We start from the raw sequence: 12,799 nt of genomic DNA, 5'->3' as shown, positions 1-12,799 counted from the left end.
CGGTAGTGCAATGAACACGGAATCGCAACTTACCCGTCTCGGGCTCTTTGACGCGCGTGTCCCGCGCTACACGAGCTATCCGACCGCGCCTCATTTCTCGGCCTCGGTGGGGCCGGGAAACTTTACCGACTGGGTGTCCGCCATCCCCCGTGGATGCGACGTCTCGCTTTACATCCATGTGCCTTTTTGCCGCCGGCTGTGCTGGTTCTGCGCCTGCCGGACGCAAGGCACGAGCACGCTTGGCCCCGTCCAGTCCTATGTCGAGGTGCTGAAGGCCGAGCTTGCCATGCTCTCTCGCATCCTGCCGGAAGGGGTGCGGCTCGGGCGGCTGCACTGGGGCGGCGGGACGCCGACGCTGCTCGATCCCGCGCTGATAACCGATCTTGCCCGCGCGATTGCCGCCGTGGCCCCCCTTGCTCCCGGTGCCGAATTCTCGGTCGAAATCGACCCGAACGAGATAGACGGCCCGCGTCTTGACGCGCTGGTCGCGGCCGGCATGACACGCGCCTCGATCGGGGTGCAGGATTTCGACCCGCTGATCCAGAAAACCATCGGTCGCGACCAGAGCTACGAGATCACGGCAGCGGCAGTCGAGGCGATCCGCGCCCGCGGCATCGCCAGCCTGAACGCCGACATCCTCTATGGCCTGCCGCACCAGACCCAGCGGCGGATCACCGACTCGGTGCAAAAGCTCCTGAGTCTCTCGCCCGACCGCGTTGCCCTTTATGGATATGCGCATGTGCCATGGATGGCACGGCGCCAGACCATGATCCCGTCAGACGCCATGCCGACCCCCGAAGAGCGCCTGCATCTTTTCGAAACCGCGCGCCGCCTTTTCGCATGGGACGGCTATGAAGAGATTGGCATCGACCATTTTGCCCGCCCTGGCGACGGTCTCGCTGTGGCGGCCCGCACCGGGCGTCTGCGGCGGAATTTCCAGGGCTATACCGACGATACCGCGCCCGTCCTGATCGGGCTGGGGGCGTCCAGCATCTCGCGGTTTCCGCAGGGCTATGCGCAGAACGCCCCTGCGACCTCCGACTACATCAAGGCGGTCCGGGGGGGCGGTTTTGCGACGGCGCGGGGCCATGTCTTTCGCGGCGACGATCTGATGCGCGCCCGTCTGATCGAGGCGGTGATGTCCGACTTCGCCATCTCGACCGCCGAGATCAGCGAAACCTTCGGGGTGTCGGCACCGGAGCTGACCGCCCTGTTCCACGACGTTCGGGCGAGGTTCGAGGGGATGATCGAGGTCGATGCGCAGGGTCTGCGGGTGCCGCCAGAGGCGCGCCCCCTTACGCGGATGATCGCGCGCTGCTTCGATGCCTATGATCAGACCAAGGCGCAGCATTCGGCCGCGATCTAGGTTCCGGCGGTTTCCACGAAGTCGAGAAGACGGGGCAGGCAGATGCGGCGGAAATCGAACCGGGCGACCGCCTCTGCCCGCGCCGCCCGTCCCAGATGCGCATATGCGGCCGGGTCCGCCAGCGCATCGGCTAGGGCGTCGGAAAGACGGGTCGTGTCGAAGTAATCGACCAGCAGCCCGGTTTCGCCGTGGCGGATGACCTCCTGCACCGGGGCGGTGTCGGACCCGACGATGGTCGCGCCGGTGCTCATCGCCTCGATGAGCGACCACGACAGGACAAAGGGCACCGTCAGATAGCAATGCACCCGCGACACCTGCATCAGGCGGCGATAGCTGTCATAGGGCAAAGTCCCGGTGAAATGGACGCGCGAACGGTCCAGCCTGTGCCCCAGTTCATGGATCATCGCGTCCTTCCAACTGCCGCCGCCCGTGGGCGGGGCGCCGTAGCTGGTGGCCGTCCCGCCCACGATAACCACCTGCGCGTCCGGGCGGGCCTGAAGAACGGCCGGCAGCGCACGCATGAAGCGATGAAAGCCGCGATAGGGCTCCAGATTGCGGGAGACATAGGTCAAGACCTCCTGCCCCGCATGAAGGAACCCGCCATGATCCGGCAGCCGGAAGCGGGCAGTCGGGTCGGGGCAAAGCGTATCGGTGTCGATCCCGTCATGGATCACGCTGATGCGCGGCCGGAAACAGGCGGGAAAGGTGCTCGCCTGCCATTCGGTCGGGCAGACGGCGGCATCCGCCTGCGCCATCGCCTGCGCGTAGCCCGCCGTCCGCGCCACGACCCCGAGGGCCGCCGGCAACCCGGGCTGGCCGAATTCCGGGTCGAAGAACGTGTCGCGGCCCCGGGTCCCGTGAAAGAATTCCGCATAAACCAGCAGGCGCGCCTGCGGCCAGACCTCGCGCAGGAACAGCGTCTCGCCCCAGCCGCAATGGCCAAAGATGACATCGGGCACATATCCATGCCTGTCCCGCAGCACCAGCGCCGCCCGCGCCACCGCGGACGCACGGTCGGTCTGCTCGACATAGCTGCGGCCAAGGCGCACGGCCCCACCGTCGACCGGGGGCGGATCGAACCGGTAATAGGAGACGGGCACCGGCGACGGGCGACGGTTCCCGAGCGCCGTGAGCCCGAGCACCTCATGCCCGCGCGCCCGCAGGGCGGGGACAAGATGCAGGAACTGGCCCGGAAAGTTCTGGTGGACCAGCAGAACCTTCACGCCGGCCTCACACCGGCTCTGCCTTCATCTGAAAGGCCGCCGCCATCAGGGCGCGGGTGTAATCCGTCTGCGGCGCCTCGAAGATCTGCGCCCCCTCGCCCGCCTCGACCACATCGCCGGCGCGCATCACGATCACCTTGTGCGCCAGCGCCCGCACGACACGCAGATCGTGGCTGATGAACAGATAGGCCAGCCCGTATTTGCGCTGCAGGTCGCGCAGCAGATCGACGATCTGCACCTGAACCGTCATGTCGAGCGCCGAGGTCGGTTCATCGAGGACGACCAGCTTCGGGCGCAGGATCATCGCGCGAGCGATGGCGATCCTCTGGCGTTGCCCCCCCGAGAATTCGTGCGGATAGCGGGACATCATCGCGGGGTCGAGCCCGACCTCGGTCATGATCCGTGCGACCAGATCGTCCGGTTTTTCACCAGGCGCGGTGCCGTGAACGCCCAGCCCCTCGGCAATGATCTCGCCCACCGTCATCCGGGGCGAGAGGCTGCCGAACGGATCCTGAAAGACGATCTGCATGTCCTTGCGGAACGGACGCATGGCCTTGGATCCAAGCCCCTGCAGATCACGCCCCATGAAGACGACGGGCCCGTCCGACTGGATCAGGCGCAGGATCGCAAGGCCCAGCGTCGTCTTGCCCGATCCGCTTTCGCCCACGACGCCCAGCGTTTCCCCGGCCCGGAGGCTCAGCGTCGCCCCGTTCACCGCCTTCACATGGCCGACAGTGCGCCGCAGGAACCCGCGCGTGATCGGAAACCAGATGCGCAACGCGTCGGTCCGCAGAATCTCCGGCGCCCCTGTGGGCAAGGGATCGGGGCGGCCCTGCGGTTCTGCGGCAAGCAGCTTTTGCGTGTAGGGATGCTGCGGATTTCCGAAGATCTCGGCCACCGGTCCCTGTTCCACGATCTCGCCGGATTTCATCACGCAGACCCGGTCCGCGAACCGGCGCACGATGCCCAGATCATGGGTGATGAACAACATGCTCATCCCCTCGGCCCGCTTGAGATCGGCCAGAAGGTCGAGGATCTGCGCCTGAATGGTGACATCGAGCGCGGTCGTCGGTTCATCCGCGATCAGCAAGTCCGGCCCGTTCGCCAGCGCCATCGCGATCATCACCCGCTGGCGCTGCCCGCCCGAAAGCTGGTGCGGATAAGCCCCCAGCCGGCTTTCGGCGTCACGGATGCCGACCTTCTCCATCAGTTCGAGGATGCGCGCCCGCGCCTTCGGCCCCTGCAGCCCCTGATGCAGGGCAAGGCTTTCCCCCAACTGCCGTTCGATCGTGTGCAGCGGGTTGAGGCTCGTCATCGGCTCCTGAAAGATGAAGCTTATGTCATTGCCCCGCACCTTGCGTAGCCGCGCCTCGCTTGCGCCCACAAGCTCTTCGCCCCGATAGGTCACCGACCCGTCGACCTCGGCCGCGTCGCCAAGCAGCGATACGGTGGAAAGCGCGGTCACCGACTTGCCCGAGCCGCTTTCACCCACCAGGGCGACCGTTTCCCCATGCGCCACGCTAAAGGACACCCCCTTGACGGCCTCGGTCGTCCTGCCGTCCTGGCGGAACCGGATGCGAAGGTCCTTGACCTCCAGGATCTGGGTCATCGAAAGGTCTTTCGTGGGTCGAATGCGTCGCGCACCCCTTCGAATATGAAGACGAGCAGCGAGAGCATGATCGCAAACGTGAAAAATGCGGTAAAGGCGAGCCAGGGCGCCTGCAGGTTCTGTTTCGCCTGCAGCGTCATCTCGCCCAGGCTGGGCGCCGAGGCCGGAAGGCCGAAGCCAAGGAAGTCGAGCGCCGCGAGCGAGCCGATGGTGCCCGTCACGATGAAGGGCAGCATGGTCAGCGTCGCAACCATCGCATTGGGCAGCACATGGCGGAACATGATCCGGCCGTTCGACACGCCCAGGGCCCGCGCCGCGCGCACATATTCAAAGTTGCGCGCCCGCAGAAATTCGGCCCGCACCACGCCCACCAGCGCCGTCCAGCCGAACAGCGTCATGAGGCCGACAAGCAGCCAGAAGTTCATCGGCAGGATCGCCGCGACGATGATGATGATGTAAAGGCTGGGCGTCGCGCCCCAAAGCTCGATCACCCGCTGAAAAAAGAGATCGACCGCGCCGCCGAAATACCCCTGGATCGCACCGGCTGCGATCCCGATGACCGAGGTGAGAACCGTCACGATCAACGCGAAGAGCACCGACAGACGGAAACCGTAGATCACCCGCGCCAGAACGTCGCGCGCGGTGTCATCGGTGCCGAGCCAGTGGTTCCGGTCCGGGGCCGACGGTGCAGCGACGCCAATATCGTTCACCGTATTGTAGGAATAGGGGATGGGCGGCCAGATCATCCAGCCCTCCACCACGGGCTCCCCCTCGACCGAGCCCGTCTCGGCCTCGGCCAGCGCCGCGCGGGGATCGTCCAGGCAAAGCTCCGCCCCGCCGGTGCGGATCAGGCAGCGGACCTCCGGGTCGCGATAGACGGCCTCGGTCTGGAAATCGCCGCCAAAGGCGGTTTCGGGATAAAAGCGGAAGATCGGCGCGTAATAATCGCCGCGATAATTCACGAGGATCGGGCGGTCATTGGCCAGAAACTCGGCGAAGAGCGAGAGACCGAACAGGACCGAAAAGATCATGAGCGACCAGACCGCGCGCCGGTTCGCCTTGAAGTTCCGCCAGCGGCGGCGGTTGAGCGGAGAGAGGGTCATCATGTCTCGCGGGTTTCAAAGTCGATGCGCGGGTCGATCCAGACATACATCAGGTCCGACAGGATGCCGACGACCAGACCGATCAGGCTGAAGACGAAAAGCGTGCCGAAGACGACCGGATAATCGCGCGCCACCGCGGCCTCGAACCCCAGCCGGCCAAGCCCGTCGAGCGAGAAGATCGTCTCGATGATCAGGCTGCCGCCAAAGAAGACCGAGACGAAGACCGCCGGAAAGCCCGCAATCACGATCAGCATCGCGTTGCGAAAGACGTGGCGATAAAGCACCCGCCGCTCGGTCAGACCCTTTGCGCGGGCGGTGATGACATACTGCTTCTTGATCTCGTCCAGAAAGCTGTTCTTGGTCAGAAGCGTCAGCGTGGCAAAGGCCGAGATGGTGGAGGCCAGCACCGGCAGCGTGATGTGCCACAGGTAGTCGAGGATCTTGCCCATGAGCGTGAGATCCTGCCAGTTGTCCGAGGTCAGACCCCGCAAAGGGAAGATCCGCCAGTAGGACCCGCCGGCAAAGAGAACCAGCAGCAGGATGGCGAAGAGGAAACCGGGGATGGCATAGGCCGCTATGATCGTGCCGCTGGTCCAGGTGTCGAACCGCGTCCCGTCCCGCACCGCCTTGCGGATGCCCAGCGGGATCGACACCAGATAGGCGATCAGGGTGGACCACAGGCCCAGCGTGATCGAGACCGGCATCTTTTCAAGCACCAGATCCACCACGCTGACCGACCGGAAATAGCTTTGCCCGAAGTCGAGGCGGATATAGTTCCACATCATGTCGAGGAACCGCTCCAACGGCGGCTTGTCAAACCCGAACTGCCGTTCAAGCTGGGCAATGAATTCAGGCGGCAGGCCATGGGCGCCGACATTCGACTGCCCGCCAAAGCCCCCCGGCGCATCCAGAAGCGCGTCGCTGCCCGATCCGGCAAAGCCGCCGAACACGTCGCCCTGCCCCTCCATCCGGGCGATGATCTGGTCGATCGGCCCGCCGGGGACGAACTGCACCAGCGTGAAGTTGATGATCATGATCCCGATCAGGGTCGGGATGATCAGTGCCAGACGGCGAAGGATATAGGCGCCCATTCGTCCCCCGGATCAGCGCAGCGCGCCAGCACTGCGCAGCGCCGCGGCCCGTTCCTGATCGATCCACCAGAAATCCATCACACCATCGGAATAGCGCGGCAGCGGGTCGGGATGGGCATACATGTCCCAATAGGCCATCCAGCTTACATCGTTATACCAGAGCGGGATCATGAAACGTTCATAGCGCAGCACGCGGTCCAGCGCCATCAGCGAGGCGTCGCGATCCTCGACCGTCGTTGTTTCCAGCGCGATGTCGATCACGGCATCCACCAGGGGCGAGGCCAGCCCGGCGGGATTGAAGCTGCTGCTGACCGCCGCCTCGCGCGAACCGTAGCGCTGCAAGAGCCCGGTGCCTGCGTCGATGAAGGCCGCGTAGCCTCCGAAGACCATGTCGTAATCCCGCTCGCGGGTGCGGAGCGTGTATTGCGCCGGGTCCATCCTTGTCATTTGCAGGTCGATCCCGAGGTTGCGCAGGTTTTGCCCGAAACTGCCCACGATCGACTCGATGATCGGCGAGGATGAACTGTTCAGCGGGAACTGGATGCGCAGCACCTGCCCCGCCTCGTTGCGCCGCAGGCCGTCGCTGCCCACGGTCCAGCCTGCTTCCTCGAGCATTCGTCCGGCGCGGCGCAGGTTTCCGCGATCCGCCAGCGACTCGATCCCGGAGCTATGGGCACGGACGGCAGGCTCGGTCAGGATTTCGGGCGGCACCAGATCGCCCAGCGATTCCAGCATCTCCAACTCGCGGCCCTCGGGCGCGCCATGGGCCTCGATCGGCGAATCCTGGCTGAACGAATGGCGCTGGCTGAACAGCCCGTATTGATAGGTCGCATTCGTCCATTCGAAGTTATAGGCGAGCGAGATCGCCTCTCTCACCCGCTTGTCGGCAAAGATGTCCCGGCCGAGGTTGAAGACAAAACCGCTTGGCGTGGGGGGCGTGCCGCTCGGAATTTCCTCGCGCACCACATTGCCCTGACGGATCGCCGGAAAGTCGTAGCCCGTCGCCCATTGGCGCGAATTGGTCTCCTGACGGAATGTGTATTCGCCGACCTTGAAGGCCTCGAACGCCGCGGTTTCGTCTGCGAAATATTCGATCCGGATACGGTCGAAATTGTGACGCCCACGGTTGATCGGCAGATCGGCGCCCCAGTAGTCGGGGTTGCGGCGATAGATGATGCGCCGGTTGATGTCATAGCTGTCGAGCATGTAGACACCCGAGCCCGGCGGTGCCTCCAGCCGCGGTTCATCGAGCCGGGCGCCGGTCTGCTCGAACCACTGGCGCGGAAAGACAGGCGTGCCCCCGACCTGCTCGATCAGGCTGCGGCGCGGGATGCCGTCGGCGAATTCGAACCGAACGGTGTGGTCGTCCAGCGCCTCGGCCCCCAGCACGATCTGGCTGACTGCCGCAGCGTAAGAGGGCAGGCCCTGCTCCAGAAACAGATTGTGGGTAAAGACCACGTCATCCGCCGTAACCGGTGTGCCGTCGGAAAACCGTCCCTCTGGCCGAAGATGGAACACCACCCATTCACGCCCCGCCGGGTATTCCAGCCCCTCGGCCAGCAGCCCATAGGCCTCACCATAGGCATCGGCGGGCAGGGAACCACCGCCCGATGGTTCCTCCCCCAGGAGGCTTTCATAGACGATGCTCGCGTAAAGCGCCGCGCGTCCCCGCTGGCTGAACGGGTTCAATGTGTCAAAGGTGCCGGGCGCCCAGGTTGAAAACTCTCCGCCCTTTGGCGCATCGGGATTCACATAGTCGAAATGCGGAAAATCGGCGGGATAGCTCAGCGTTCCGTAATAGGAATAACCATGCGCGCGGATGATCCCGTCCTCATCGGGCACAAGCTCGATCAGCGGCCGGTCCTGCGCCCGCGCCCGCCCGCCAAGCCAGAGCGATCCGAAAAGCGCAAGCCCCCCCATCATGACCCCGCGCCGACTGGCCGAAAACGGCAGGACGGGGCGGACAGGGTAAGGCAGATGCCGATGGGACATGGGCGTTCCTCCGGTTGCTTGGCGCGGGCGGATGCCTAGCGCGGGACCTTCAGGTCAGAGATCAGGCTAAAGGCAGGGCAATCAAGGGTTCAAGTCGATATTCCGTGATCCGGATGTCATAAAACCCCGCAAGCAAAGAAAAACCGCCCCGAAGGGCGGTTTGCGCAGGCAGGTCGCACAGCCGGATGTCATTCGTCCTGCGCATCGAGGAAGGCGATCAGCGCCGCGCGATCTTCTGCGCTGCGCATCCCGGCATAGGCCATCCGGGTGCCCGGCGCGTAGCCGCGCGGATCGGCGATGAAGGCGTTCAGGTTTTCCGGCGTCCAGACATCCGGGTTGTCGGCGAAGACATCGGAAAAGTTGTAACCTTCTACGTCGCCCTTGCCACGACCCACGACGCCGTAAAGATGCGGCCCGGTGCCGTTGCGCCCGTCCTCCAGCGAATGGCAGGCAGCACATTGACGCCACAGACGCTCACCCTGGGCGGGGTTCGCCTCGGCCAGCAGCAGGTTGAAATCAACCTCTTCCACCTCGGCAGCGCCCGCATCGGCATCCGCGCCGGTGTCGATCACATAGGCCTGTTCAAGCGAGCTGTGCGGGCCATCCGTATGATAGATTTCCTCGGCCACCCACTTGCCCAGAAGGAAAATGAGCAGCGCGCCACAGAACGCGCCTACGGTCTTGGTAAGGGTCATCGTGTCGAACATTATTCGTCCCATGGCTTGGCCGGAGTTGCGTGTATCTATCCGCTTCCCCTGCGGCTTTTCAAGGTGTAGTTACCGCGACCAAACGCCCGAAGTGGCGGGGACGGCACGAAGGAAGACCCCATGACCCCGATTATCGCCTTTCAGGGAGAGCCCGGCGCCTATTCCCACGAGGCCTGCCGCGCCGCGCGGCCCGATCATGATGTCCTGCCCTGCCGCACCTTTGAAGACGTGATCGAGGCGGTCCATACCGGGGCCGCGGCGCTCGGGATGCTGCCGGTCGAGAACTCCACCTACGGGCGGGTTGCGGATATCCATCAACTGCTGCCGTCGTCCGGGCTCCATATCGTCGATGAGGCGTTTGTCCGCGTCCATATCAACCTGCTCGCCGTTCCGGGCGTGCCGCTGTCGGACATCCGCCAGGCCATGAGCCATACTGTCCTTCTAGGCCAGTGCCGGGAATTTCTGCGCAGCCACGGCATCCAGCCGGTGACCGGGGCCGACACAGCCGGGTCCGCCCGCACGGTGGCCGAACGTGGCGAGCGTCCGCTTGCGGCACTCGCCTCGGAACTCGCCGGAGAAATCTATGGGCTGGAGGTTCTTGCCCGCCACATCGAGGACCAGTCGAACAACACGACCCGCTTTCTTGTCATGGCGCCCGAGGCCGACCTGACGCGCCGGGGCGCGGGCGGGATGATGACCTCGTTCGTCTTTCAAGTCCGCAACATTCCGGCAGCCCTTTACAAGGCGCTCGGCGGGTTCGCGACCAATGGCGTCAACATGACCAAGCTCGAAAGCTACATGGTCGGCGGGTCGTTCACCGCGACGCGCTTTTTCGCCGAGGTCGAGGGGCACCCGGACGACCGCAACCTGCAGCTCGCGCTGGAAGAGCTGCGCTACTTCACCTCCAGCCTGCACATCCTGGGCGTCTACCCGGCCGATCCGCGACGCCACTGAGCGTCTTCGGGTCGGGCGTCACGCCCGTTGCAGCCGCGCCTCCACCTCGCGCAGGAAGCGGTGGATGCGGGTGCGATAGCGCTCCTCGGCGCGACCGCGGGCAAGCCGCAGCGACTGCACCAGCAGCTTCGCGGTGATGCTCTGGGGCTCAAGCTCCATGTCGATGCGGATGCGGGTCCGGCTGGCGGCAAGTTCGGTCAGATCCGCCTGAATGACGCCGCCGATTCCGGCCGACCGGACGCGCATCGTCAATCCGTTCGGCGGATCAAACGCTTCCAGTTCGGCGACAGCGCTGCGCTCCTTGCCCCGATAGCGGAAATCGGCGGCCCAGGACGAGCCGGCTGCGGGCTGCGGCAACCTGTCGGTCCGTTCGATCCGGACACCGTTCCGTTCGCCCATCCGCTGATAGACGCTGAAATCTGCCACGGCCCGGAAAACCGCATCCACCGGCGCCTCAAGGTCTTCGGTCGTCGTGAATTTCATCGCGCTGCCCCTCGCACTTATACCGCTACAGGTTTGCCCCTAGTCGAGCCGGTCGGCAAGCCAGTTGCGCATCAGAAAATTCGCGATCGAGCCCTCTCGCGGCGGAGCGACATCCGGGTGCCGGCCGGCAAAGGCATCAAGCAAGGCCTCACGGCTCAGCCATCGCAGGTCCTCGATCTCGGCGGGGTCGGGGGTGAGGCTGCGGGAAATGGCGTGCCCGTGACACCCGATCATCAGCGAGGCCGGAAAGGGCCAGGGCTGGCTGGCCAGATACGCGACGCCCGCAACCTCCACCCCCGCTTCTTCGCGGGTTTCTCGCCGGACCGCAGCCTCCAGCGTTTCGCCGGGTTCCACGAAACCGGCCAAAAGCGAGAACATCCTGTCCGGCCAACCCGGAGACCGACCCAGCAGCACCGCGTTTCCCTGCGTGATCAGCATGATGACCACCGGGTCGGTGCGAGGGAAATGATGCGCACCGCAGGCCGGGCAGGTCCGCTGCCATCCCGCCATCACGATGTCGGAGGGATGGCCGCACCGCGCGCAAAACTCGTGTGTCCTGTGCCATTCCAGCAGCGCGCGGGATGTCGCCGCAAGCTCCGCGTCCCGGGGCGAGAGCCGCGCCATCAGCCTCCGGAGTTCCGCGAAAAGATGATCCGGGGGCAGCGCGGGATGATGCTGTTCGGACTGGTCGAAAAACGCCACCGTCGCGGCCGCGTCGATCTCGGCCGGTTCCCAGGCTGAAAGGTCCACGGCGAATCGTGGGCCGCCGTCCTCGCCCAGGTAGATCGGCGCGCCGCTGTCCTGAAAAATCTCATGCCCCGGTGAAAGCCAGCCGAGCCGGTCCCGCCCCGCCCCGGAAACAAGCGGCTTGCCCCGCCAGAGCGGCAGGACCCGCGCCGCCGGGTCGCGAAACGCGGCAGTGAGCGCGGCCGCGTCCTTGCGCAGGGCCGCGTTGCGATCAAGCTGAGAGCCTCCGAATGTCACCGTTTCTGCAAGCTTCATCTGCCCTGCCCCATTTTTGCCGTGACTCGCATCCCAAGGGGGCATCCCGCAAGCCGCAAAAACCGAAACAGCCCAACGAGTCAGCAGATCGCCCATAAAAAGGGCATGTGTCGCGTGATCGGGCAGGGATGACCGCGGGATGGGCAGGTGGCATATATCCGCCGCCGCCGCACTCGCGCAATTTCGTCGGATCGAAACGCATCCGATACGCTGCCAAGGAGGTTTTCCCGTGTTCTACCGCACCCTCGGTGCTGCGATGGCTGTTGCCTGCATCTCAGGCCCTGCCCTGTCGCAGTCTGTCGCCATGCCCTTCGCCCTCGACTGGCAGTTCGAAGGTCCGTCCGCCCCCTACTTCGCCGCCGTGGACAACGGCCATTTCGCGGCCGAGGGGCTGGAGGTCGAGGTGACCCCGGGCCAGGGCAGCCTTGACGCCATTCCAAAGGTCGCCACGGGGGCCTTTCCGGTCGGCTTTGCAGATATGGCCAGCCTGATCAAGTTCCTCGACCAGAACCCGGGCGCCCCGGTGACCGCCGTCATGATGATGTATAACAAGCCCGCCTTCGCGGTGGTTGGACGCATCAGCCGCGGCGTGGAAACCCCCGCCGATCTGGAGGGCAAGGTTCTTGGCGCACCGCCACCCGACGGGGCATGGGCGCAGTTTCCCGTCTTTGCTCGCGAAAACGGCATCGACATGGACACGATCCGGGTCGAGCCCGTGGGCTTTCCGACGCGTGAGCCGATGCTGGCGGAAAATCAGGTGGATGCGGTGACGGGCTTTTCCTTCACCTCTTCGCTGAACCTCAAACGCCTTGGCGTCCCGGCCGAGGATATCTCGGTCATCCTGATGGCCGATCACGGGCTCGATCTCTATGGCAACGCCATCATCGTGAACACCGACTTTGCCGAGGCCAACCCCGAGGCCGTGACGGGCTTTCTGCGCGCCGTCGCGCATGGCCTGCACGATGTCGCGGCGGACCCGGCATCGGGCGTCCAGATGCTGATCGCGCGCAACCCGGCCGCCGACCCGGAGCTGGAGCTCGAACGGCTTCAACTCGCGCTCGACCAGAACATCCTTACGGACTGGGTCATGGAAAACGGCCTGGGCGGGATTGACGAGGCCCGTTTCGCCAACGCGATCGAGCAGATCCGCGAAACCTACGAATTCCAGAACGAACCTGACGCAAGCCTCTACTTCACCGATGCCTATCTGCCCGACGATGGCAGCCTGAGCTTCGAATGATCACAGCCGCGCCCCTTGCCCAGGCGGGG

11 protein-coding genes are annotated in these 12,799 nt (G+C 65.0%); 3 read left to right on the top strand and 8 right to left on the bottom strand.

The genetic code is table 11. The annotated features are described in order from the left end of the window. Window positions 1-10 precede the first annotated feature (10 nt). Window positions 11-1,366: an oxygen-independent coproporphyrinogen III oxidase gene (gene hemN, locus ACFSGJ_RS14035; protein WP_390263037.1), complete on the top strand. Its 1,356-nt coding sequence runs from the start codon at window positions 11-13 to the stop codon at window positions 1,364-1,366. On the opposite strand, the gene ACFSGJ_RS14030 is transcribed toward hemN, so the two are convergent. From ACFSGJ_RS14030 to ACFSGJ_RS14005, 6 genes are all read right to left on the bottom strand, one after another. Next, window positions 1,363-2,589 carry a glycosyltransferase gene (locus ACFSGJ_RS14030; RefSeq protein ID WP_390263034.1) on the bottom strand — a complete coding sequence of 409 codons (1,227 nt, stop codon included), beginning with the start codon at window positions 2,587-2,589 and terminating at the stop codon, window positions 1,363-1,365. The genes hemN and ACFSGJ_RS14030 overlap by 4 nt on opposite strands. A 7-nt stretch (window positions 2,590-2,596) precedes the next feature. Further along, window positions 2,597-4,198: an ABC transporter ATP-binding protein gene (locus tag ACFSGJ_RS14025; protein WP_390263031.1), complete on the bottom strand. Its 1,602-nt coding sequence runs from the start codon at window positions 4,196-4,198 to the stop codon at window positions 2,597-2,599. Then, window positions 4,195-5,301 (bottom strand): ABC transporter permease, encoded by a 1,107-nt coding sequence (locus tag ACFSGJ_RS14020; protein WP_390263028.1) that lies wholly within the window; start codon window positions 5,299-5,301, stop codon window positions 4,195-4,197. The genes ACFSGJ_RS14025 and ACFSGJ_RS14020 overlap by 4 nt, the downstream gene beginning before the upstream one ends. Beyond that, on the bottom strand, window positions 5,301-6,392 hold the full coding sequence (locus tag ACFSGJ_RS14015) for a microcin C ABC transporter permease YejB (RefSeq protein ID WP_390263025.1): 1,092 nt from the start codon (window positions 6,390-6,392) through the stop codon (window positions 5,301-5,303). The genes ACFSGJ_RS14020 and ACFSGJ_RS14015 overlap by 1 nt, the downstream gene beginning before the upstream one ends. A gap of 12 nt (window positions 6,393-6,404) precedes the next feature. Beyond that, window positions 6,405-8,384 carry an extracellular solute-binding protein gene (locus ACFSGJ_RS14010; RefSeq protein WP_390263022.1) on the bottom strand — a complete coding sequence of 660 codons (1,980 nt, stop codon included), beginning with the start codon at window positions 8,382-8,384 and terminating at the stop codon, window positions 6,405-6,407. Between the two features lie 188 nt (window positions 8,385-8,572). After that, complete coding sequence (locus tag ACFSGJ_RS14005) at window positions 8,573-9,091, bottom strand: c-type cytochrome (RefSeq protein ID WP_390263020.1); 519 nt, start codon at window positions 9,089-9,091, stop codon at window positions 8,573-8,575. Between the two features lie 120 nt (window positions 9,092-9,211). On the opposite strand from ACFSGJ_RS14005, the gene ACFSGJ_RS14000 reads away from it, so the two are divergent. Beyond that, a complete protein-coding gene (locus ACFSGJ_RS14000) occupies window positions 9,212-10,045 on the top strand; it encodes a prephenate dehydratase (protein ID WP_390263017.1) in 834 nt (277 codons plus the stop codon). Between the two features lie 18 nt (window positions 10,046-10,063). Here the strand turns inward: ACFSGJ_RS14000 and ACFSGJ_RS13995 are convergent, their stop codons facing one another. Both ACFSGJ_RS13995 and nudC read right to left on the bottom strand, forming a co-directional pair. Next, window positions 10,064-10,528, bottom strand: coding sequence for an SRPBCC family protein (locus ACFSGJ_RS13995; RefSeq protein ID WP_390263014.1), 465 nt, complete (start codon window positions 10,526-10,528; stop codon window positions 10,064-10,066). A 39-nt stretch (window positions 10,529-10,567) separates the two neighbouring features. Further along, entirely contained in the window at window positions 10,568-11,530 is a 963-nt protein-coding gene (nudC, locus tag ACFSGJ_RS13990) for an NAD(+) diphosphatase (protein WP_390263011.1), read from the bottom strand. A gap of 256 nt (window positions 11,531-11,786) precedes the next feature. On the opposite strand from nudC, the gene ACFSGJ_RS13985 reads away from it, so the two are divergent. Then, window positions 11,787-12,770 (top strand): ABC transporter substrate-binding protein, encoded by a 984-nt coding sequence (locus ACFSGJ_RS13985; RefSeq protein WP_390263123.1) that lies wholly within the window; start codon window positions 11,787-11,789, stop codon window positions 12,768-12,770. Window positions 12,771-12,799: the final 29 nt, after the last annotated feature.

Source organism: Halodurantibacterium flavum, assembly GCF_042681825.1.
Taxonomy (GTDB): Bacteria; Pseudomonadota; Alphaproteobacteria; order Rhodobacterales; family Rhodobacteraceae; genus Halodurantibacterium; species Halodurantibacterium flavum.
The sequence above is the reverse complement of the archived record's forward strand: the minus strand, read 5'-3'. Positions and strand labels throughout refer to the sequence as shown.

Bases quoted from the DNA above. Each gene is read 5' to 3' on its own strand.
- hemN (WP_390263037.1), top strand. From the start codon at position 11: ATGAACACGGAATCGCAACTTACCCGTCTCGGGCTCTTTGACGCGCGT.
- ACFSGJ_RS14025 (WP_390263031.1), bottom strand. From the start codon at position 4,198: ATGACCCAGATCCTGGAGGTCAAGGACCTTCGCATCCGGTTCCGCCAG.
- ACFSGJ_RS14020 (WP_390263028.1), bottom strand. From the start codon at position 5,301: ATGACCCTCTCTCCGCTCAACCGCCGCCGCTGGCGGAACTTCAAGGCG.
- ACFSGJ_RS14015 (WP_390263025.1), bottom strand. From the start codon at position 6,392: ATGGGCGCCTATATCCTTCGCCGTCTGGCACTGATCATCCCGACCCTG.
- ACFSGJ_RS14010 (WP_390263022.1), bottom strand. From the start codon at position 8,384: ATGTCCCATCGGCATCTGCCTTACCCTGTCCGCCCCGTCCTGCCGTTT.
- ACFSGJ_RS14005 (WP_390263020.1), bottom strand. From the start codon at position 9,091: ATGTTCGACACGATGACCCTTACCAAGACCGTAGGCGCGTTCTGTGGC.
- ACFSGJ_RS14000 (WP_390263017.1), top strand. From the start codon at position 9,212: ATGACCCCGATTATCGCCTTTCAGGGAGAGCCCGGCGCCTATTCCCAC.
- ACFSGJ_RS13995 (WP_390263014.1), bottom strand. From the start codon at position 10,528: ATGAAATTCACGACGACCGAAGACCTTGAGGCGCCGGTGGATGCGGTT.
- nudC (WP_390263011.1), bottom strand. From the start codon at position 11,530: ATGAAGCTTGCAGAAACGGTGACATTCGGAGGCTCTCAGCTTGATCGC.
- ACFSGJ_RS13985 (WP_390263123.1), top strand. From the start codon at position 11,787: ATGGCTGTTGCCTGCATCTCAGGCCCTGCCCTGTCGCAGTCTGTCGCC.